Raw genomic sequence first — 19592 nt, 5'->3', positions numbered from 1 at the left:
GGCCTTTTTAATGGTGATTAAAATATGCGTCGTCTGTTTCTTTATCTGGTCAACAATATTCGCGAGCATTTTATGCTCTACGTTATTTTGTGGTCGCTACTGGCTATTCTTGATGTTATTTACATCCTGTTTTACTGAGCCCTCAGCATTGACAAATACTGACAAAAACTGAAGGTTATCTAATTTTTGTTTTGATTTTTTGAATAACAAAACCAATCCCCCACCCCAACAAACAGTCACGAATCGGTCATTTCTGACGAATCCATTGAATCAAAATCCATACTAAATGCAAAATTATTGAATCAACGTTAAATATCTCTCCCGATGTTATTTTTTAGTTGCATTTATGTCTCTGTCGGGCCATTTTCATTCAATCCTGAAATATGAAATGGAATTTTTATGCAATTTTCAAATACCCCTCAACGATATGGTTTTATTTCCGCCATGCTTCACTGGCTAACTGCGTTGGTGGTCTACGGTATGTTTGCTCTCGGTCTCTGGATGGTGACGTTGAGCTATTATGACGGCTGGTATCACCAGGGGCCGGAATTGCACAAGAGCATCGGGATCCTGCTGATGATGGGCCTGGTCGTGCGGGTCATCTGGCGTCTGCTCTCTCCACCGCCGAAAGCACTGAAGAGCTATTCGGCCCTGACCCGCGCTGGCGCAGCGTTGGGCCACCTCGCGCTATACCTGCTGTTGTTTAGCATTGTCATCAGCGGTTACCTGATCTCAACAGCGGACGGTAAACCGATCAGCGTTTTCGGCTGGTTTGATGTCCCGGCGACCTTCGCGGATGCTGGCGTTCAGGCCGATCTCGCCGGAAGCGTACACCTGTGGCTGGCCTGGACCGTCGTTATTCTTTCCGTTCTGCATGGCCTGATGGCCTTCAAACACCACTTTATCGATAAAGACGACACCCTGAATCGCATGTTGGGTAAGTCGTCATCTGACTATGGAGCTCAAAAATGAAAAAAAGCCTGCTGGGTTTAACTCTCGCCTCTCTGCTGTTCACCACCGGTTCCGCCGTAGCGGCGGATTATAAAATTGACAAAGAAGGACAACATGCCTTTGTTAATTTCCGCATTCAACACCTGGGATATAGCTGGTTGTACGGCACGTTCAAAGACTTCAACGGGACCTTTACCTTTGATGAAAAAGATCCCGCGGCAGACAAAGTGAACGTGACTATCAACACCAACAGCGTGGATACCAACCACGCCGAGCGTGACAAGCACCTGCGCAGCGCTGATTTCCTGAATGTAGCGAAATTCCCGCAGGCGACCTTTACCTCCACCAGCGTGAAGAAAGACGGTGACGAACTGGACATCACCGGGAATCTGACGTTAAACGGCGTAACAAAGCCGGTGACGCTGGAAGCGAAGATGATCGGTCAGGGTGACGATCCGTGGGGAGGTAAACGCGCAGGCTTCGAAGCCGAAGGTAAAATCAAGCTGAAGGATTTCAACATCACCACCGATCTGGGTCCTGCCTCGCAGGAAGTGGATTTAATTATCTCGGTTGAAGGCGTACAGCAGAAGTAAGCATTTCGAGAGGGGGCTCCCCCCTCTCCTGTTCGTTACTCGGCGGGATCCGGAATACCCAGTTTCGTATTCAGTCGCCCACGCGACTTGTTGAAGATTTTATTACCGTTCTCGCGCCCTGCGCGCAGGCGACGTTGCTCTTCTTCCGGTAACGCACTCTCTTCGCAACAAATCTCGCTGCAGCAACCGTTGTACTGTTGCGCACACGCCGGGCACTGAATAAACAGCAGATGGCAGCCGTCATTTTTACAGTTGGTGTGGCTGTCGCACGGCGCGCCGCACTGATGACAATGTGCAATCACCTCATCTGAAATGCGCTCGCCCATGCGCTCGTCAAACACAAAGTTTTTGCCGATGAAACGCACCGGTAACCCCTGCTCGCGGGCCTTGCGCGCATATTCAATGATACCGCCTTCAATGTGCCACACTTTACTGAAGCCATTGTGCTTCATCCAGGCGCTGGCTTTTTCACAGCGAATACCGCCGGTGCAGTACATCACAATCTTTTTATCTTTGTGTTCCTGCATCATTTCGACCGCTTTGGGTAACTGCTCGCGGAACGTGTCGGCCGGAATTTCCAGCGCGTTCTCAAAATGGCCCACTTCGTATTCGTAGTGGTTACGCATATCGATGAACAGCGCATCCGGGTCGTCGAGCATCGCGTTCACTTCAGCAGCCTTGAGATAGTCGCCGACATCGCTGGCATCAAAGCTCGGATCCTCAATGCCATCCGCCACAATCCGCTCACGCACTTTCATCCGCAGCACCCAGAAAGATTTCCCATCATCTTCCAGCGCAATGTTCAGACGCACGCCGTTAAGTGCCGGATCAAAGGCGTACAGCTGCTGGCGGAACGCCTCCACCTGACTTTGCGGTACGCTGATTTGGGCATTAATCCCTTCATGCGCCAGATAGATCCGACCAAAAACATTCAGCGCTGTTAACTTTTGATACAACGCATCGCGTGTGGCCTGCGGGTCTGCGATGGTAAAATATTTGTAGAACGAAATGGTCGTGCGCGGCTCAGTTTCAGCCAACATCCGGGCTCTGAGGGCGTCATTGGAAATACGGTTATGTAACACTGGCATGGTGTACGGGTCCTGCAACAGGTGAAAATCAGAATCGGCGGCATCATATAGCAATCAGTGCCAATTTACATCCATACATTTTGCGCTACATTTCCTTCTTCAAACTAAAAAATTAACAACATTTGCTGCATTTATCGCCATTCCAAAGCCACAAATTTTTTCTGGCAGCGAAAAAATGCAACAATACAGATAATTGCCCGTTTTAAGGTATACAACAGGAAAGACATGACGAATTTACCCAAGTTCTCCGCAGCACTACTGCATCCACGGTATTGGTTAACCTGGCTCGGTATTGGCGCACTTTGGTTGGTCGTGCAGTTGCCCTATCCGATACTCTATCGCCTTGGTCATATGATGGGTCACCTGGCGCATCGTCTGATGAAGCGGCGGACGAAAATTGCGTATCGTAACCTCGAGCTCTGTTTCCCTGAAATGAGTGAGGGCGACCGTCATGCGATGGTGGTTAAAAACTTTGAATCCGTCGGTATGGGTCTGCTGGAAACCGGGATGGCCTGGTTCTGGTCCGATCGTCGCATCACCCGCTGGACGGAAGTGATCGGTATGGAGCATATTCGTGACGTTCAGGCTCAGCAGCGCGGAATTTTGCTGGTGGGGTTGCACTTTTTAACCCTGGAACTCGGCGCGCGCCAGTTCGGTTTGCAGGAACCCGGCATCGGCGTTTATCGCCCGAATGATAATCCCTTGCTCGACTGGCTCCAGACCTGGGGACGTATGCGTTCCAATAAATCCATGCTCGATCGCAAAGATCTGAAAGGAATGATTAAGGCGCTGAAGAAAGGCGAAGTGGTCTGGTATGCGCCGGACCACGATTATGGCCCGCGCGCCAGCGTGTTCGTCCCGCTTTTTGCTGTTGAACAGGCGGCCACCACCTCCGGCACCTGGATGCTGGCGCGAATGTCTAATGCCTGCCTGGTGCCGTTTGTTCCGCGTCGTAAGCCCGACGGCAAAGGCTACCAGCTGATTATGTTACCGCCCGAATGTTCACCGCCGCTGGATGACGCAGAGACCACCGCCGCCTGGATGAACAAGATTGTTGAAAAGTGCATCATGATGGCGCCGGAGCAGTACATGTGGCTACATCGCCGCTTTAAAACGCGTCCTGCCGGGATGCCTTCCCGCTATTAAATCCTACAGAGCAGTCCTTCCGGACTGCTTTTTCACCACTTTTAGCGATAAAAGCTCCCCGCATTGCGACCCTCTGCATCCAGGCGCATAATGAATATGCTTAATTTATATTCGTTTTTTGCCCGATCGCGCCAACAGCGCATCACACGCGGATCGCTATGTCACCCTCTGATACTCCCATAAACTGGAAACGTAATCTCACTGTCACCTGGCTCGGCTGTTTCTTAACCGGCGCCGCATTTAGCCTGGTGATGCCATTTTTACCGCTTTATGTCGAACAACTCGGCGTAACGGGCCACAGTGCGCTCAACATGTGGTCCGGACTGGTCTTTAGTATTACGTTTCTTTTTTCTGCTATCGCCTCTCCCTTCTGGGGCGGACTCGCCGACCGTAAAGGCAGAAAGATTATGCTGCTGCGATCCGCGCTGGGAATGGCGATAGTGATGCTGCTAATGGGCCTTGCGCAGAATATCTGGCAGTTTCTGGTGCTGCGTGCGCTGCTCGGGTTACTGGGCGGATTCATTCCCAACGCCAACGCCCTGATCGCCACCCAGGTACCACGCAATAAAAGCGGCTGGGCGCTGGGAACGCTCTCTACCGGCGGCGTCAGCGGTGCATTACTCGGCCCACTCGCGGGCGGCCTGCTCGCCGACCAGTATGGCCTGCGCCCGGTTTTCTTCATCACCGCGACGGTGCTGCTGATCTGTTTCTTATTGACGCTGTTTTTTATTCGCGAAAACTTCAAACCCATCAGCAAGAAAGAGATGCTGCGCGTCCGGGAAGTGGTTGCCACGCTTAAGAACCCGAAACTGGTACTGAGCCTGTTCGTCACCACGCTGATTATTCAGGTCGCGACAGGTTCCATTGCGCCGATTCTGACCCTCTATGTGCGCGAACTGGCGGGTAACGTCAGCAATATTGCGTTTATCAGCGGGATGATCGCGTCCGTACCCGGCGTCGCGGCGTTACTCAGCGCGCCAAGACTCGGCAAACTGGGAGACCGCATCGGGCCAGAGAAAATCCTCATCGTTGCGCTGATCCTCTCCGTCCTGCTGCTTGTCCCCATGTCCTTTGTGCAGACTCCGTGGCAACTGGCGGTACTGCGCTTTTTATTGGGTGCCGCTGACGGCGCGCTGTTGCCGGCGGTACAAACGCTGCTGGTCTATAACTCCACAAACCAAATCGCCGGGCGCATCTTTAGTTATAACCAGTCTTTCCGCGATATCGGCAACGTCACCGGCCCGCTCATGGGGGCGGCGATTTCCGCTAACTATGGCTTCCGCGCCGTCTTTCTGGTCACCGCCGGGGTAGTATTGTTTAACGCTATTTATTCCTGGAACAGCCTGCGTCGTCGTGCTTTCTCGCGAACAGCGGGATGATTTTTCAGCATTCATACTTGCATAACCGGAGAATCAGCTATTCTTTCCCTGAATACCTCATCAAATCAAAGGGAGACTCTGATGACCCTGTATGCAACGCTGGAAGAAGCCATTGACTCAGCCCGTGAAGAATTTTTGGCGGACCATCCTGAGCTCGAGCAGGATGAAGCCGATGTACAGCAGTTCAACGTGCAGAAATATGTGCTACAGGATGGCGACATCATGTGGCAGGTCGAGTTTTTTGCCGATGAAGGAGAAGAAGGCGAATGCCTGCCGATGCTCAGTGGCGAGGCCGCGCAAAGCGTCTTTGACGGCGACTATGATGAGATAGAGATCCGCCAGGAGTGGCTGGAAGAGAATACACTGCATGAATGGGATGAAGGCGAATTTCAACTTGAGCCCCCGCTGGATACCGAAGAGGGTCAAACCGCAGCCGATGAATGGGATGAGCGGTAATTACTCGTAAGGGCCGTGATGCATGTCGAGCGGCAACAGCAGCGTGTCAAACACCAGCGAGAACGGCAAATCGAGGATAGTGACATAACGCCATGCTGAATCCCGGACGTCCCACTGCACGCCCGGATAGTACTGGTTACCATGCCCCTGTCCGGGGATTGTCCGGCTGATAATGCTGCCGCACCCGCTTAACAGCATCACCATGATGCCCACCGCTATGATTCGCACGGGATACCTCATCAATCGTTTTCTTCAGTATAAAAAAATACCGGCGCAGGCCGGTATTTTTCAGATGATTTCGCCGGATGGCGCTTACGGCGTCTTCAGCGTCTGTGGGTTCAGGGTGATATCCTGATAGTAACTCACCCACGATGAATACTTCTCTGGTGAATTCCAGACACGATAGTGCAAACGCGCCATCGTCACCGGATCGCTCAGCAGTACCAGACGGCGGTCGCGATTCAGTTTTTCCGGGGTCTCGTTCAGCGCCTGCTCAACGTGACGATCGCGGGCAATCTCCAGCACATGGCTTGCACGGTGACGAGCTGTCGCCATCGCGGTAGCCAGCGCGTTAAACGACGGGTTAAACACCGCGTGCATGAAGCCGTCCTCAAGCGAGCGGTTGCGGTTCATCACCAGATACTTGTCGGTATCCACCAGCACCTGCGGCGGTGAATACTCTTCCGGGATCAGGAACAGCTTCCAGCGTTTGGTACGCAAACCGACCGTTGAACGGCTGGAGATCACCGAGACAAACGGTGACAGGATCAGCGAGAAGACAATCGGCGCCAGCCAGAACAGGAAACGCAGATCCAGCCACGCCATGCCGACCGCCCACACCAGGCCCAGCAGCAGCTGCGAACCATGACGCATAAACGCTTCGCCCCACGGGGTAGAGTCATCGTCACGCTGCGGCGAATTCCACACCACTTCCCAGCCGAGGAAGGCACTCACCACGAAGACGGTGTGGAACAGCATGCGCACCGGCGCCAGCAGTACGGAGAACAACACCTCCAACAGCAGCGACAGCGTCACGCGGAGAAATCCACCGTACTCTTTGGTGCCTTTACACCAGATGAGCAGAATACTCAGCAGCTTCGGCAGGAACAGCAGCACCATCGTCGAGGCAAACAGGGCTATCGCCAGTTCAGGACGCCACTGCGGCCAGACCGGGAACAGCTGGCGCGGTTGCAGAAAGTATTGCGGCTCGGTAAGCGCATGGACTACCTGCAGCGCGGTCGACAGCGCGAGGAACATAAACCACAGCGGCGCGGAGAGATAAGACATCACCCCGGTCAGGAACACGGCGCGGTGAACCGGGTGCATCCCTTTTACAAGGAACAGACGGAAGTTCATCAGGTTGCCATGACACCAGCGACGGTCACGCTTCAGCTCATCCAGCAGGTTCGGCGGCAGTTCTTCATAGGAGCCTGGCAGATCGTAAGCAATCCACACGCCCCACCCGGCTCGACGCATTAACGCCGCTTCCACGAAGTCGTGCGACAGGATAGAACCGGCGAAAGAGCCTTCACCCGGCAACGGCGCCAGCGCACAGTGTTCGATGAACGGCTTCACGCGGATGATGGCGTTGTGCCCCCAGTAATGGGATTCACCTAACTGCCAGAAGTGCAAACCGGCGGTGAACAGCGGTCCGTATACGCGCGTCGCAAACTGCTGACAGCGCGCATACAGAGTGTCCATTCCGGACGCCTTCGGCGATGACTGAATGATCCCGGCGTTCGGGTTCGCTTCCATCAGACGCACCAGACCACTCAGGCACTCACCGGTCATCACAGAGTCGGCGTCCAGCACTACCATGTAGCTGTACTGGCTGCCCCAGCGACGGCAGAAGTCATCAATGTTACCGCTTTTACGCTTCACACGACGGCGACGACGGCGATAGAAAATCTGTCCTTCGCCCTGCACTTCGGCAATCAGCTCCATCCACGCCTTTTGTTCTGCAACGCAGATATCGGGATTGTAGCTGTCGCTAAGAATATAGACATCGAAATGCTCGCCGTTGCCGGTCGCTTTTACCGATTCCCATGTCGCGCGCAGGCCGGCAAAAACGCGATCAACGTCTTCGTTACAGATAGGCATAATCAGCGCGGTACGGTGCTGCGGATTCAGCGGTTCGTCACCGACCGTTGACGCCGAAATACTGTACTTATCGCGACCAATCAGCAGTTGCAGGAAGCCCATCAGCGCAGTCCAGAACCCGGCGGAAACCCAACAGAACAGCACCGCAAAGAGGATCAAAATACCGGTTTGCAGCATATACGGCAGCAACTGCATGAAGGAGACCCACAGATCCTGCCCAACCATATCCGCCGGATTGATCAGCGCCCAGCCCTGATACGGCAGAATCGTCTTCATGTACCAGGTCGCGACGACCGTCTGCGCCAGCGTCAGCAGCAGCAGCGTATAGCGACGAAGGGTGCCGACGGTACGCCACTTCTGCTCGCTTTCCTGTTCTTCTTTCGTCAGACGAGCCAGATAGCGCGGCGTGACGTCACGTCCACGCAGACGATCCCAGAAGCGCCCAACCGGGTTGGTCCGCCAGGGATCGGGAAACATCGAAGAACGTTTGGCTTTTGGCATTGCCTGAAGCTGGTCGCGCCCTTCGTCATCTTTGATCAACTGCCCGTCGCCCAGCGCGTCTGGCCAGGCTTGTTGCAGACGCGCTTTAACAGAACCCTGCGGTGAATCGTCTTCTCGCGAGTAACGGCGATGCTCGGCATCCAGCGCTTCGTGCACCGCGCGGATGTCAGTTGTCGGCAATGCCGCTTTCTCGATCTCCGAGAGCGGCATGGCGTCAATGTACTCAGTTGTTTTATTCATTGGCAGGTAACTGGTAGCTCCAGGTTTCACTCAACGTCTGATCGGCATTGACCAATGCCGCACGCATTTCAGTGGTTTTCTTCGCATCTTTCACTTTCACGCGCATCGTCATACGCCAACCTTTGGTGATCGGGTTGTAACGTACCGTTGTTTCCACGATCTCGCCGTTGTCGCCAATGCTGGTTTGCGCGGTGACCGGGGTATCCTGCGGCAGTTTTTTCATGTCCGTGCCGGTGAAGTCCACCACGAAGGCGATCGTACCGTCAGGCTGGCGAATGAGATTCGACTGTTTGACATCGCCGGTTGAACGACGCGTCTGCTGCACCCAGGCGTTATCCGGCGCATGAAGTTTGTCTTCATCGCGACTGAACGTCAGCGTGTATTTAAAGTTCATCTCTTTGCCAGGTTCAGGCAGTTGATCCGGCGTCCAGTAAGCGACGATGTTATCGTTGGTTTCGTCATTGGTCGGGATTTCAACCAGTTCAATCTTACCCTTGCCCCACTCGCCCTTCGGCGTGATCCAGGCGCTTGGGCGCAGATCGTAACGGTCGTCGAGATCTTCAAAGCGAGAGAACTGACGGCCACGTTGCAGCAGGCCAAACCCTTGCGGGTTTTCCATCGCAAAACTGCTCACCGCAAGGTGTTTCGGGTTATTCAGCGGACGCCAGATCCATTCGCCGTTGCCGGCATGAATCGACAAGCCGTTGGAATCATGCAGTTCCGGACGATAGTTGGTCGCCGGTGAGGGCTGATTTGGCCCATACAGGAACATACTGGTTAACGGCGCCACGCCCAGTTTACCGACCTTATCGCGCAGGTAGACTTTCGACTGCACATCGACAACGGTGTCACGCCCAGGGATTATCACAAAACGATAGGCCCCGGTCGCACGCGGAGAGTCCAGTAAGGCATAAATCGTCAGGCGCTTGTCAGTCGGTTTTGGACGTTCGATCCAGAACTCACGGAAGCGGGGAAATTCTTCGCCTGAAGGCAGCGCGGTATCAATAGCCAGGCCGCGCGCAGAAAGGCCATACACCTGACCGGCACCCAGGACGCGGAAGTAGCTTGCGCCAAGCATGCTGACGATTTCATCATTTTTGTCTTTGCTGTTGATCGGGTACAACACTTTGAAACCCGCAAAGCCGAGATCTTTTACCGTGTCTTTATCATGCTGAACGTCGCCGAAATTGAAGTAGTCCGGGCTGTATTTGATTCTTTTAACCGTGGTTGCCGTGACTTCATTGATTTTAACCGGCGTGTCGAAGTACATACCCTGGTGGTAGAACTCGAGCTTGAATGGGGTCTTAAGATTGCTCCAGTATGCTTTGTCGCGATTAAACTGGATCTGCTGATAGTCCGCATATTTCATGTCGCGGAAAACGGAGGGCAAGTTACTTTTTGGCGCCTCATAGCCTTTACCGGCTAAGGATTGAGCTTGCTTTGCAACATCATCGATGGAGAAGGCCCAGGCCGACGACGTGTACAGCGTTAACATGACTGCCGCACCCAACCAACGCATTTTCATCATTTGTGGTTTATGTTTCATAATTAGTAAGCACTTCCCCCTTTGTGTGCTTATATCGATCCGATCTATTTTAATGGATAATCAGGCATTAGGACAACTGAATCCCTGCATTGTTCAGCACGCTGGCTCATGGTTTAGACACCTCGCCGGGCCCTTTTTCACTTTGCGTGCTTATCCTGGAGACAGGTCGTTGTACTTGGTGTAGGGTTGCCACCGACTGTAACGAGTAAACGCCTTACCGATAAGACGATTAGTCTGAGAATCTGAGAATACGAAAACCTTTATGAATCCCGTACCCGCACAGCGTGAATATTTTCTTGACTCCATCCGCGCCTGGCTGATGTTGTTGGGTATTCCCTTCCATATTTCATTGATCTATTCCGGCCATACCTGGCATGTGAACAGCGCCGAGCCCTCATGGTGGCTGACCCTGTTTAATGATTTTATCCATTCATTCCGGATGCAGGTCTTTTTCGTTATTTCCGGTTATTTTTCGTACATGTTATTCCTGCGTTATCCGCTGAAACGCTGGTGGAAAGTACGCGTTGAACGCGTAGGCATTCCGATGCTTACTGCGATTCCCCTGCTGACGTTGCCGCAATTTATTATGCTGCAATACGTCAAGGGAAAAGCCGACAGTTGGCAAACGCTCTCTCTGTATGAAAAATACAACACGCTGGCCTGGGAATTAATTTCTCATCTCTGGTTTTTACTGGTTCTGGTGGTATTAACAACCGTCAGTCTATGGGTATTTAGCCGGATGCGAAAAAACCTGGAAAAGGCGGAAAAAAAACGGCTGGCTGCCGTGTCGATGGGCAAACTGACGTTCATCTTCTTCTTACTGGGTATCGGTTATGCGGTGATACGGCGGACGCTGTTCATTGTTTACCCACCCATTCTCAGCGACGGCTTGTTCAATTTCGTGGTGATGCAAACGCTCTTTTATGTGCCTTTCTTTATGCTGGGCGCGCTGGCCTTTATCTCACCTGAGCTTAAAGCGCTTTTCACCACCCCTTCACGGGGATGTACGCTGGCGGCGGCTTTCGCCTTCATCGCCTATTTGCTGAATCAGCGCTACGGCAGTGGTGATGCCTGGATGTACGAAACGGAATATGTCATCACCATGGTGCTCGGATTATGGATGGTCAATGTGGTGTTTTCCCTCGGCCACCGTTTACTCAATTTCCAGTCAGCCCGCGTCACCTACTTTGTTAATGCGTCACTGTTTATCTATCTGGTACACCATCCGTTAACACTGTTTTTCGGCGCATACATTACGCCGCATATTGCCTCGAATCTGTTGGGCTTTATCTGTGGGCTGATCTTTGTGGTTGGCATCGCGCTGGTACTGTACGAGATTCATTTGCGCATTCCGCTGCTCAAATTCCTGTTCTCCGGCAAACCGCCGGTCAGACAGGAACAAAGCAAAAAAGTGACCGGCTAATGCCAGCAGCCACGTTAAAGCAGCCACTCGACAGGCAATAGCGTCGCCAGTCGCACCAGAACCCGCTTCCAGAATCCGGTGGCGGGTTCTTTTTTTAACACCTGCTCTGCGTCCTGCTGCCGATCCACCCAGTTAATTCGCCCCCAGCGATCGAGGCGTAATTGCCAGGCCGCATCGCGTTGACTCTCGATGAACCGTTTATGGATAAGCGTCGCCAGCGTCTCGCTTTCAATCACAAATCCCATTTCCGTGTTCAGCAACGTGGAACGGGGATCAAAATTCAGTGAACCAATAAACACCTTACGCCCGTCAATACTGAACGTTTTGGCATGCAGGCTGGATCCGGAGTTCCCCGTAAGCCCCCTGTCGTGCAGTACCACCTGACGTTCACGCGTCGGCTTCAGTTCATAGAGTTCGATACCATAACGCAGTAGTTTCTTCCGCCAGCGCGCGTAACCGGCATGTACCACCGCGACATCATTGGCGGCTAATGAGTTGGTGAGGATCGCAATTTTGACGCCTTTGCGCACCAGTTTCAGCAACTGCAAGACGCCTGCGCGGGTCGGGACAAAATAGGCAGAGATAATGTCAATCCGTTCCGTCGGCGATCCCATCACGTCAAACAGCCGTTGCGGCAGTAACGAGTGGCGCTGCGCTTTCCCCTCGCCTTTTAACGGATCGTCACTTAATAGCCGGGTCTTCGCCCAGATAAGGGGCAGCGCTCCGCGATCGAGATGGGTCATAAACGGGCTGGTTTCCAGTTTATGCTGGTATCGACGGGTGATGGGATCGTTGTACCAGGCGTCGGGTAACTCAATGCGGTCGGTGATCTCTTGCTCGGAAAGCGCCAGTACCGATTTCAACGTCGAAACCGAAGCGCAATGCCAGTAGCGTTCGAAATCCTCAGCAACCTCCCTGACGACGGGGCCGATGGCCATCACGTCCAGATCGGAGAACAGCGGCTCCTCGCCCGCGCCAAAATAGGCATCGCCAATGTTTCGCCCGCCCACCAGGGTGACGACACTGTCGGCAGTATAGCTTTTGTTATGCATCCGTCGGTTGAGCCTGGCGAAATCGGTCAGATAACCCAGCATCCGGAGCATGCGAAAAGAGAAAGGATTAAACAGGCGAACTTCAATGTTGGGATGGGCGTCGAGCAGTTGCAGGGTGTCATCCAGCCCTGGCGTGTTGTTGTCATCAAGCAACAGGCGCACATGGACGCCACGTTTTGCCGCCGCCAGCAGGACGGCGAACAGCAGCCGCCCGGACATGTCGTCTTCCCAGATATAGTACTGAACATCCAGCGTGCGCTCCGCCATTTCCGCCAGCCGGTAGCGGGCGGCAAAGGCGTCCAGACTGTTATCGAGCGCAAGGATGCCGCATTCTCCGGGATGATTGTCGCACAGAGGACGCGTGGCGCGAGCGAGCCGGGTCAGTTCATTCATCGCCTTGTTGGGTAAGTAAACGCTGGTAGAGTCGGGTTGTTTCGTCGTCATAACAGACAAAGTATATCTGCTCAGGCAAAGCGCGGCGGGTAATAAATTCCGAAACGGTCTTTAACGCAATTTCAGCGGCTGCCGCTCGCGGATACCCATAGACTCCGGTACTGATTGCCGGAAAGGCAATAGACGCGTAGCCGTTGGCCAGCGCCAGATTCAGGCTATTAACGTACGCATCCTGCAGCAGTTGCGCTTCGTTATGTTCGCCGCCGCGCCAGACTGGGCCGACGGTATGAATAACGGCTTTGGCGGGGAGGTTTCCCGCAAGCGTGATCACCGCATGGCCTGTCGGGCACTCACCCTGCTGCTGTCTGACCTTCATACAGGCTTCCAGTAAGGCGGGACCCGCAGCGCGATGGATTGCCCCATCAACACCTCCGCCCCCCATCAGCGAGGCGTTTGCGGCATTGACGATGACATCAACCGCGACCGTGGTGATATCCCCCTGGATAACATGAATACGCGATTCCATAGAACCTCCTTGCGTCACTCTGTTTTGTAAGTGTACAGCAGGGGATACCCTGAAATCGCTTTTTTCGTGTGCTTGTCTGAACGCCCGGTTTAGTGGTAACTGATATCCATCACCGCCAGTTTTTTCTCCTCATCCAGATAGCGCAAATTAACCGCGGCGATCTGTTTGAAGTGTTGCGGCGCTTTAAGCAGTTCCTGCGGCGAATAATAGCGGGTTTGCGTGCGCCCCTCGTTATAGCAAGACATCGCAAGGCGCTGTTGCTGCTGACTCACATTACAGGGCGGCTCAACGATTTGACCGGTAAAACGAATAACCCCGCCCTGTCTTCCCGCATCCGCGATTGCGGTGAAAGAATACAGGGCAAGAAGCGCGAGCAGCAGAAGGCTCGTTTTACGCGTGACAGGTAACGGCATGATGCTTTCCTCAATGAGTATTCATCCTTGAGGGGTGATGTTTTCCCTGATGGCGACAGGCCCGGGAGTCACGCATTCCGCGTCACTCTATTCATAGTCGAGCCGCCTCGCTTCTGCCAGCATCAACGCATAAATTGTCAGTCAGTTATGACGGTTTCGCAGAGGGCGGCCACTGTTGTGATAAATGCAGCGACTGGCCGTCAGAAACCGTAACCACGATTTTGACGGTGTCTTGCGCTGAGATATTTAAACTGAGTCTGGTCAAATCAATGGCCTGATTAGCAGGCAGAGAAAGGGTCTTTTGTTGTCGTGACTGACTTTGCCCCGCCACGCCGTCACGAAGGGCTAAAACCTGCACCTGGCACACACAGGGTTGTGTCAGGGTGACCTGCGGCGTAATTGTGTAAATGTCGCCTTGCTGGGTGGTTGCAAACGTTATCTGATTAGAGAGCGCCGCAAGGAGTAATAAGGTGTTCATGATCTCCTCCCGAAAAAAAACAGGGCTTTCGCCCTGTTTATTGTCAGCACATAAACTGAATTAGTACTGGTTAGCTGTGGCGTTGTTGCCAAAACCAACTTGTTTAACCAGAACGCTGGAATCAGAAGCCGTCTGGTTAACCAGCGCGGCGTTACGTCCACCGTATTGGCTCACAGTAATATCCGAGTTTTTGCCGTTCCACTGATCGATGGTGGCGTTGTTTTTGAAGCCTTTCTGAGTCAGATCAATGGTGCTGTTATCTGCACCCTGACCAACATCGGCGCCGTTACCATAGCCGTGCTGGGTGATTGTTGTGTCTGATTTACGAGCGTCGCTTTGCAGCGCAAGTGCGGCGTTATTGGTCCCGAACTGATAAATGCTCAGGTTTGAATCCGGGCCGGAGCTGCTTCCGCCACCGCCACCACCACCGCCGCCCCATTGTGGAACAGAACCAGCCAGAGCACTGCCAGAAACCACGATTGCTGCAAATGCTGCCACTTGTAAAAGTTTCATGGTAAACCCCCATCGGATTGATTTAAGCGTCGTCAATGGATTAGCGTTGAATAACGCGAATTGCCATTTGCGACTGTCTCTGCACTACAACTGCTGTTTTTTGCGTACCATACTGAGTAATATTTGCTTTATTTCCAGAACCTTTCTGGATAATCATCGCAGTATTACCGTAATTACTTTGCGATATACTGGCATCATTGGAATTACCCGACTGAGCAATATACGCAAAGTTATAAGCTCCTGATTGGTCAACTTTGGCCCGGTTACTTCCACCTTCTTGTGAAACCACCGACAAAAGTTTAGAGCCCTCCTGGCGTATCTTTGCACTATTATTCGTGCCCACTTGACCAATTATGGCTGCCTGATTAAATGAAGACTTACTTAATTCATTTACCGCAAAGTTATATTCGGAATGCGCTAAATCATAACTTGTTGCGGAAGCAATTCCAGGCGCACCCAGTACTGTTAACATCATAAATAACAATTTGTTTTTCATGTTGTCACCCTGGACCTGGTCGTACATCGAGAAAATAACGTTCTCATCAATTTTCTTGTTAACGCTAAACGTAATTTGTTAACGCCGCGTTACGATGAAGAGTATGTCTGCGGAAACATTTTAAATAACTCACCCGCCAGTGGTATTTTTATATTTTCGCTCACACCAAAGTACTAATCAGGGCAGGAATACCCTGTTATTTACGCTTATTTTATTTTTTCCATACTCACCGTTAATGCTTTTTCTCGTCGTCAGTCAGCAGGCTGTACAGTGGGCTTTCCAGGCTATGTTGTACGGTCGAAGAAGAGAGAGATGCGCAAGTCGTGACAAGCCTCGTTTTTTTCGTCATCAAAATGCACGACGCCGACGGATCTCATAACTCAGCAATTTCCCCACCGATGAAGTGCTAGCACAAATTGCATTTATTACTTTAAATTCAGTTAATTAATATAATTTGTATGATTTTTTAAATCTGTGCAATAACGGCTGGATGTACAACTTTACTATCAAATCTAAACTTAAAAAAAGCTCAAACTTAACAAATTAATATATATTTTTACATTCCGTTACATGTTTAACACTTGCTTTAAGATTTGTAATGGCTAGATTGAAATCAGTTGTAGTTCATTTGTATTAATATTTTGACCCGTTCGGGCTGATTCTTATTTTACTACACACAGCAGTGCAACATCTGTCAGTACTTCTGGTGCCTCATTTTTGCAGGCAGCTGTCAGGTGTGCGACTAAAAAAGTGGGGTTTCATCATGTTTAATGAAGTCCATAGTATTCATGGTCATACATTATTGTTGATCACCAAACCATCCCTGCAAGCCACAGCATTATTGCAGCATTTAAAACAATCTCTGGCCCTCACCGGAAAACTGCATAATATTCAGCGTTCTCTGGATGATATCTCCACCAGTTGCATTGTTTTAGTCGATATGATGGAAGCAGATAAAAAGCTTATCCATTACTGGCAGGATAACTTAAGTCGGAAAAACAATAATTTAAAGACGTTATTGTTGAACACGCCCGATGATTATCCCTACCGGGATATTGAAAACTGGCCGCATATCAATGGCGTTTTTTACGTAGCGGATGACGAAGAGCGTGTCGTAAACGGTTTGCAAGGGATCCTGCGGGGAGAGTGCTACTTCTCACAGAAACTGGCCAGTTATCTGATCACTCACTCAGGTAATTATCGCTACAACAGCACTGAGTCAGCCCTCCTGACTCATCGCGAAAAAGAGATCCTGAATAAGCTGCGTATCGGCGCCTCTAATATCGAAATCGCGCGTTCACTGTTTATCAGTGAAAATACGGTCAAAACACATCTTTATAATCTTTTCAAAAAGATAGCTGTCAAAAACCGTACCCAGGCGGTTTCGTGGGCAAATGATAACCTCAGGCGATAAAGCCATGAAACGCTATTTGACCTGGCTTGCAGCGGCACAGTTTCTGTTCGCTGCCGGCACGACGCAGGCTGTAGAAGTTGAAGTTCCTGGGCTCTTAACTGACCACACGGTTTCGTCTATCGGCCACGATTTTTATCGTGCTTTTAGCGACAAATGGGAAAGTGATTATCCAGGTAATTTAACCATCAATGAGCGACCCAGTGCACGTTGGGGAAGTTGGATCACGATAACGGTAAATCAGGACGTTATATTCCAGACTTTTTTATTTCCAACGAAAAGAGACTTCGAAAAAACTGTTGTCTTCGCGCTGGCACAAACTGAGGATGCCTTAAACCGCCGGCAAATAGATCAAACACTATTGAGCACCGGCGATTTAACGCATGACGAATTCTAAAAAGTGATTTTTGTCCGGAGGCTGTAATGCGTGTCAAACATGCAGTAGTAGTACTCATGCTTATTTCGCCATTAAGTTGGGCCGGAAATATGACCTTCCAGTTCCGTAACCCTAACTTTGGTGGAAACCCCAATAACGGTTCTTTTTTACTGAATAGCGCCCAGGCGCAAAACTCTTATAAAGATCCCAGTTATAACGACGATTACGGAATCGAAACTCCCTCCGCGTTGGATAACTTCACTCAGGCCATTCAGTCACAAATATTAGGTGGGCTGTTGACCAATATTAACACGGGGAAACCCGGCAGGATGGTGACCAATGATTTCATTGTGGATATTGCTAACCGGGATGGACAGTTGCAGCTAAACGTCACGGACAGGAAAACGGGAAAAACATCGACGATCGAAGTGTCGGGTTTACAGTCGCAATCCACCGATTTCTAAGCACCGCCACGTAAGGACAATCATCATGCAGCGCTTACTTGTATTCGTCGCCGTCATTTTACTGAGCGGATGCTTAACCGCCCCGCCAAAAGAAGCCGCTAAACCGACATTAATGCCTCGTGCGCAAAGTTATAAGGATTTAACGCATTTACCGTCGCCAACGGGCAAAATTTTTGTCTCGGTGTATAACATTCAGGATGAAACCGGGCAGTTTAAACCCTACCCGGCCAGTAACTTCTCAACAGCCGTCCCACAAAGCGCCACCGCGATGCTGGTCACCGCGCTGAAAGATTCTCGCTGGTTTGTTCCACTGGAGCGCCAGGGACTGCAAAACCTGCTGAATGAACGTAAGATCATTCGTGCCGCCCAGGAAAACGGGACTGTCGCCATCAACAACCGGATCCCGCTGCAGTCGCTGACGGCGGCCAACATCATGGTTGAAGGGTCGATTATCGGCTACGAAAGTAACGTGAAATCCGGCGGCGTCGGTGCGCGTTACTTCGGTATCGGCGCAGACACGCAGTACCAGCTTGACCAGATTGCGGTAAACCTGCGCGTGGTCAACGTCAGCACCGGTGAGATCCTCTCCTCGGTCAACACCAGTAAAACCATTCTGTCTTATGAAGTGCAGGCAGGGGTGTTCCGCTTTATCGATTACCAGAGACTGCTGGAAGGTGAAATTGGCTACACCTCCAACGAACCGGTGATGTTATGCCTGATGTCCGCCATTGAGACGGGCGTCATCTTCCTCATCAACGATGGTATCGATCGCGGGCTGTGGGATTTGCAGAATAAAGCCGATCGCCAGAACGACATTCTGGTGAAATATCGCCATATGTCGGTACCGCCGGAATCCTGATGATCAGGATAAAAAAAAGCGTGAGGGATTCCTCACGCTTTTTTATTTTCCGCCACGGTTCGCGTACTGTGTCTTTCTCGCCGGGCCGCCAGCCACAGGCCACTGTTTTTCATGGCATAGCCAAAGAGCAAGCCAACCGCCAGTGAAGGCAGGACCAGTTTCCAGTCCCCCTGCCCGGCAAACGTGGCGCACGCGCCAATAAATGTGCCTGGCACAAATGACAGTAAGACTTGCTTTGCCTGAATACACATCAGGAAGGCCACAACGCCGGTGATCAGATAACCCACCAGTTCGAGATGCGGCGTCAACGCGCTACCGTAAATAATGACCAACGCCCACACCACGCCGCTCAACAGCGTGGAGGCCGAAATGGCCAACCCCTTTAACCCACCCTGTGGACAGGCGAAATAGGCCGTACAGCCTAAAAACCCTGCCCAACTCAGTAAGCCAAGAGACACGGCCACCCATCCCCAGATACCGGAGAGAATGCCCGTTGTGATTGCAATGGAAAGAAGTATGTTCATGCCGCGCATGATAGCAGAAAATGCCCATATGAATGAGATCACGCACACATTTTATGCAATGTTTAACTCATGTTGCATGCAAAAGTGATATACATCACATTTATTCGTCGGTCTCTTCTTCCAGTTCGTCCCACATCGCGCCAATGGCATCGCGTGTTAACGGCGCCATCGTTCGCCAGAAAGGGGTCGCGGCGTGCGCTTCCACTTTACCGAGGAAGGTACCGCACCACGGAATGATGTAATCCGCGAACAGGGTTTCCTGCGCCTCGCTTTCATCCTCTGCAGACTGATCTTCCAGCCAGGAGGCGGCCAGCAGCAACGTACCAATATGATCGGCTGGCGTCTCGGCAAGCGGCATACCCCGTGCGGAAAGGAAGGACCGCACCTCTGATTCTGTCGCCCCTTCCACCCACGCGCTGCGATACGGTGGCACTGCGCACTCCGCACCGACAAACAGCGCGTTGTAATCCGCCGCCAGTTGGGCCATATCACAGCTTTTCTGCAGACGCGCTAACAGTTCATCCTGCTCGAGCGGCCAGCTCGCCGGGAGTTTACCTTCGCGAATCAGGGTAAAAAGCGGAACCAGCAAAGGATCCTGCGGTTGACGGTAATACAGCGATCCCAGTACGCGGCACAGGATAGAAAACTCGTTCATCTAAATATT

The 19592-nt window shown here is 51.8% G+C and carries 23 protein-coding genes; 11 read left to right on the top strand and 12 right to left on the bottom strand.

The genetic code is table 11. From position 1 onward, the window contains the following. Positions 1-24 precede the first annotated feature (24 nt). The 3 genes from AL479_RS18700 to AL479_RS18690 all read left to right on the top strand — a co-directional run bounded on the left by AL479_RS18700 (position 25) and on the right by AL479_RS18690 (position 1544). The gene (locus tag AL479_RS18700; protein ID WP_043001014.1) at positions 25-138 is read left to right on the top strand and encodes a YceO family protein; all 114 of its coding nucleotides are present in this window, start codon (positions 25-27) and stop codon (positions 136-138) included. A gap of 261 nt (positions 139-399) precedes the next feature. Next, positions 400-972, top strand: coding sequence for a cytochrome b (locus AL479_RS18695; RefSeq protein WP_061077154.1), 573 nt, complete (start codon positions 400-402; stop codon positions 970-972). Continuing rightward, positions 969-1544 (top strand): YceI family protein, encoded by a 576-nt coding sequence (locus AL479_RS18690; RefSeq protein ID WP_061077153.1) that lies wholly within the window; start codon positions 969-971, stop codon positions 1542-1544. Before AL479_RS18695 ends, AL479_RS18690 begins: the two co-directional genes overlap by 4 nt. A 35-nt stretch (positions 1545-1579) precedes the next feature. Here AL479_RS18690 and AL479_RS18685 read toward each other — a convergent pair whose 3' ends face one another. Beyond that, complete coding sequence (locus AL479_RS18685; protein ID WP_061077152.1) at positions 1580-2632, bottom strand: rhodanese-related sulfurtransferase; 1053 nt, start codon at positions 2630-2632, stop codon at positions 1580-1582. Between the two features lie 225 nt (positions 2633-2857). Here AL479_RS18685 and AL479_RS18680 point away from each other — a divergent pair, with 225 nt between their 5' ends. The 3 genes from AL479_RS18680 to AL479_RS18670 all read left to right on the top strand — a co-directional run bounded on the left by AL479_RS18680 (position 2858) and on the right by AL479_RS18670 (position 5613). Beyond that, a complete protein-coding gene (locus AL479_RS18680) occupies positions 2858-3778 on the top strand; it encodes a Kdo(2)-lipid IV(A) acyltransferase (RefSeq protein WP_061077151.1) in 921 nt (306 codons plus the stop codon). Positions 3779-3936: 158 nt separating this feature from the next. Then, positions 3937-5157 carry a multidrug efflux MFS transporter MdtG gene (gene mdtG, locus AL479_RS18675; RefSeq protein ID WP_061077150.1) on the top strand — a complete coding sequence of 407 codons (1221 nt, stop codon included), beginning with the start codon at positions 3937-3939 and terminating at the stop codon, positions 5155-5157. 81 nt (positions 5158-5238) lie between these two features. Then, complete coding sequence (locus AL479_RS18670) at positions 5239-5613, top strand: MysB family protein (RefSeq protein ID WP_061077149.1); 375 nt, start codon at positions 5239-5241, stop codon at positions 5611-5613. Here AL479_RS18670 and AL479_RS18665 read toward each other — a convergent pair whose 3' ends face one another. The 3 genes from AL479_RS18665 to mdoG all read right to left on the bottom strand — a co-directional run bounded on the left by AL479_RS18665 (position 5614) and on the right by mdoG (position 9982). Next, a complete protein-coding gene (locus tag AL479_RS18665) occupies positions 5614-5841 on the bottom strand; it encodes a YceK/YidQ family lipoprotein (protein ID WP_061078015.1) in 228 nt (75 codons plus the stop codon). An 84-nt stretch (positions 5842-5925) separates the two neighbouring features. Beyond that, positions 5926-8454 carry a glucans biosynthesis glucosyltransferase MdoH gene (gene mdoH / locus AL479_RS18660; RefSeq protein ID WP_061077148.1) on the bottom strand — a complete coding sequence of 843 codons (2529 nt, stop codon included), beginning with the start codon at positions 8452-8454 and terminating at the stop codon, positions 5926-5928. Further along, positions 8447-9982 carry a glucans biosynthesis protein MdoG gene (gene mdoG / locus AL479_RS18655; RefSeq protein ID WP_081093681.1) on the bottom strand — a complete coding sequence of 512 codons (1536 nt, stop codon included), beginning with the start codon at positions 9980-9982 and terminating at the stop codon, positions 8447-8449. Before mdoG ends, mdoH begins: the two co-directional genes overlap by 8 nt. Before the next feature lie 280 nt (positions 9983-10262). Here mdoG and mdoC point away from each other — a divergent pair, with 280 nt between their 5' ends. Continuing rightward, the gene (gene mdoC, locus AL479_RS18645) at positions 10263-11423 is read left to right on the top strand and encodes a glucans biosynthesis protein MdoC (RefSeq protein ID WP_061077146.1); all 1161 of its coding nucleotides are present in this window, start codon (positions 10263-10265) and stop codon (positions 11421-11423) included. Between the two features lie 14 nt (positions 11424-11437). Here the strand turns inward: mdoC and AL479_RS18640 are convergent, their stop codons facing one another. From AL479_RS18640 to csgB, 6 genes are all read right to left on the bottom strand, one after another. Next, positions 11438-12919: a phospholipase D family protein gene (locus tag AL479_RS18640; RefSeq protein ID WP_105291784.1), complete on the bottom strand. Its 1482-nt coding sequence runs from the start codon at positions 12917-12919 to the stop codon at positions 11438-11440. After that, a complete protein-coding gene (ymdB, locus tag AL479_RS18635) occupies positions 12861-13394 on the bottom strand; it encodes an O-acetyl-ADP-ribose deacetylase (RefSeq protein ID WP_058587917.1) in 534 nt (177 codons plus the stop codon). The genes AL479_RS18640 and ymdB overlap by 59 nt, the downstream gene beginning before the upstream one ends. Before the next feature lie 89 nt (positions 13395-13483). Next, positions 13484-13807 carry a hypothetical protein gene (locus AL479_RS18630; protein ID WP_061077145.1) on the bottom strand — a complete coding sequence of 108 codons (324 nt, stop codon included), beginning with the start codon at positions 13805-13807 and terminating at the stop codon, positions 13484-13486. Between the two features lie 145 nt (positions 13808-13952). Further along, entirely contained in the window at positions 13953-14285 is a 333-nt protein-coding gene (gene csgC / locus AL479_RS18625) for a curli assembly chaperone CsgC (RefSeq protein WP_061077144.1), read from the bottom strand. Between the two features lie 60 nt (positions 14286-14345). Beyond that, positions 14346-14798, bottom strand: coding sequence for a curli major subunit CsgA (gene csgA, locus AL479_RS18620; RefSeq protein WP_061077143.1), 453 nt, complete (start codon positions 14796-14798; stop codon positions 14346-14348). A 40-nt stretch (positions 14799-14838) separates the two neighbouring features. Further along, positions 14839-15294, bottom strand: a complete 456-nt coding sequence (gene csgB / locus AL479_RS18615) for a curli minor subunit CsgB (protein ID WP_061078014.1) — start codon at positions 15292-15294, stop codon at positions 14839-14841. Between the two features lie 763 nt (positions 15295-16057). On the opposite strand from csgB, the gene csgD reads away from it, so the two are divergent. From csgD to csgG, 4 genes are read left to right on the top strand one after another with little or no spacing between them, the layout of a single operon-like run. Continuing rightward, on the top strand, positions 16058-16708 hold the full coding sequence (gene csgD, locus AL479_RS18610) for a biofilm master transcriptional regulator CsgD (protein ID WP_042319721.1): 651 nt from the start codon (positions 16058-16060) through the stop codon (positions 16706-16708). Between the two features lie 4 nt (positions 16709-16712). Continuing rightward, a complete protein-coding gene (gene csgE / locus AL479_RS18605; RefSeq protein ID WP_061077142.1) occupies positions 16713-17102 on the top strand; it encodes a curli production assembly/transport protein CsgE in 390 nt (129 codons plus the stop codon). Positions 17103-17128: 26 nt separating this feature from the next. Next, a complete protein-coding gene (gene csgF / locus AL479_RS18600; protein WP_044258050.1) occupies positions 17129-17545 on the top strand; it encodes a curli production assembly/transport protein CsgF in 417 nt (138 codons plus the stop codon). A 25-nt stretch (positions 17546-17570) separates the two neighbouring features. After that, on the top strand, positions 17571-18404 hold the full coding sequence (csgG, locus tag AL479_RS18595) for a curli production assembly/transport protein CsgG (protein WP_061077141.1): 834 nt from the start codon (positions 17571-17573) through the stop codon (positions 18402-18404). 32 nt (positions 18405-18436) lie between these two features. On the opposite strand, the gene AL479_RS18590 is transcribed toward csgG, so the two are convergent. Next, positions 18437-18928 (bottom strand): DUF1097 domain-containing protein, encoded by a 492-nt coding sequence (locus AL479_RS18590; RefSeq protein WP_061078013.1) that lies wholly within the window; start codon positions 18926-18928, stop codon positions 18437-18439. Between the two features lie 100 nt (positions 18929-19028). Beyond that, positions 19029-19583, bottom strand: a complete 555-nt coding sequence (locus tag AL479_RS18585; protein WP_061077140.1) for a TorD/DmsD family molecular chaperone — start codon at positions 19581-19583, stop codon at positions 19029-19031. Between the last annotated feature and the right edge of the window lie 9 nt (positions 19584-19592).

Origin of the sequence: Citrobacter amalonaticus, from assembly GCF_001559075.2 — a bacterium.
Classification (GTDB): domain Bacteria; phylum Pseudomonadota; class Gammaproteobacteria; order Enterobacterales; family Enterobacteriaceae; genus Citrobacter_A; species Citrobacter_A amalonaticus_F.
This window is presented reverse-complemented; position numbering and strand designations above follow the sequence as displayed.

Excerpts from the sequence above, each read along its gene's own strand:
- AL479_RS18695 (WP_061077154.1), top strand. The coding sequence starts at position 400 with ATGCAATTTTCAAATACCCCTCAACGATATGGTTTTATTTCCGCCATG.
- csgC (WP_061077144.1), bottom strand. The coding sequence starts at position 14,285 with ATGAACACCTTATTACTCCTTGCGGCGCTCTCTAATCAGATAACGTTT.
- AL479_RS18700 (WP_043001014.1), top strand. The coding sequence starts at position 25 with ATGCGTCGTCTGTTTCTTTATCTGGTCAACAATATTCGCGAGCATTTT.
- mdoG (WP_081093681.1), bottom strand. The coding sequence starts at position 9,982 with ATGATGAAAATGCGTTGGTTGGGTGCGGCAGTCATGTTAACGCTGTAC.
- AL479_RS18630 (WP_061077145.1), bottom strand. The coding sequence starts at position 13,807 with ATGCCGTTACCTGTCACGCGTAAAACGAGCCTTCTGCTGCTCGCGCTT.
- csgB (WP_061078014.1), bottom strand. The coding sequence starts at position 15,294 with ATGAAAAACAAATTGTTATTTATGATGTTAACAGTACTGGGTGCGCCT.
- csgG (WP_061077141.1), top strand. The coding sequence starts at position 17,571 with ATGCAGCGCTTACTTGTATTCGTCGCCGTCATTTTACTGAGCGGATGC.
- AL479_RS18590 (WP_061078013.1), bottom strand. The coding sequence starts at position 18,928 with ATGAACATACTTCTTTCCATTGCAATCACAACGGGCATTCTCTCCGGT.
- AL479_RS18670 (WP_061077149.1), top strand. The coding sequence starts at position 5,239 with ATGACCCTGTATGCAACGCTGGAAGAAGCCATTGACTCAGCCCGTGAA.
- csgA (WP_061077143.1), bottom strand. The coding sequence starts at position 14,798 with ATGAAACTTTTACAAGTGGCAGCATTTGCAGCAATCGTGGTTTCTGGC.
- mdoH (WP_061077148.1), bottom strand. The coding sequence starts at position 8,454 with ATGAATAAAACAACTGAGTACATTGACGCCATGCCGCTCTCGGAGATC.
- csgF (WP_044258050.1), top strand. The coding sequence starts at position 17,129 with ATGCGTGTCAAACATGCAGTAGTAGTACTCATGCTTATTTCGCCATTA.
- AL479_RS18690 (WP_061077153.1), top strand. The coding sequence starts at position 969 with ATGAAAAAAAGCCTGCTGGGTTTAACTCTCGCCTCTCTGCTGTTCACC.
- AL479_RS18685 (WP_061077152.1), bottom strand. The coding sequence starts at position 2,632 with ATGCCAGTGTTACATAACCGTATTTCCAATGACGCCCTCAGAGCCCGG.
- csgD (WP_042319721.1), top strand. The coding sequence starts at position 16,058 with ATGTTTAATGAAGTCCATAGTATTCATGGTCATACATTATTGTTGATC.
- AL479_RS18585 (WP_061077140.1), bottom strand. The coding sequence starts at position 19,583 with ATGAACGAGTTTTCTATCCTGTGCCGCGTACTGGGATCGCTGTATTAC.
- mdtG (WP_061077150.1), top strand. The coding sequence starts at position 3,937 with ATGTCACCCTCTGATACTCCCATAAACTGGAAACGTAATCTCACTGTC.
- mdoC (WP_061077146.1), top strand. The coding sequence starts at position 10,263 with ATGAATCCCGTACCCGCACAGCGTGAATATTTTCTTGACTCCATCCGC.
- ymdB (WP_058587917.1), bottom strand. The coding sequence starts at position 13,394 with ATGGAATCGCGTATTCATGTTATCCAGGGGGATATCACCACGGTCGCG.
- AL479_RS18640 (WP_105291784.1), bottom strand. The coding sequence starts at position 12,919 with ATGACGACGAAACAACCCGACTCTACCAGCGTTTACTTACCCAACAAG.
- csgE (WP_061077142.1), top strand. The coding sequence starts at position 16,713 with ATGAAACGCTATTTGACCTGGCTTGCAGCGGCACAGTTTCTGTTCGCT.
- AL479_RS18680 (WP_061077151.1), top strand. The coding sequence starts at position 2,858 with ATGACGAATTTACCCAAGTTCTCCGCAGCACTACTGCATCCACGGTAT.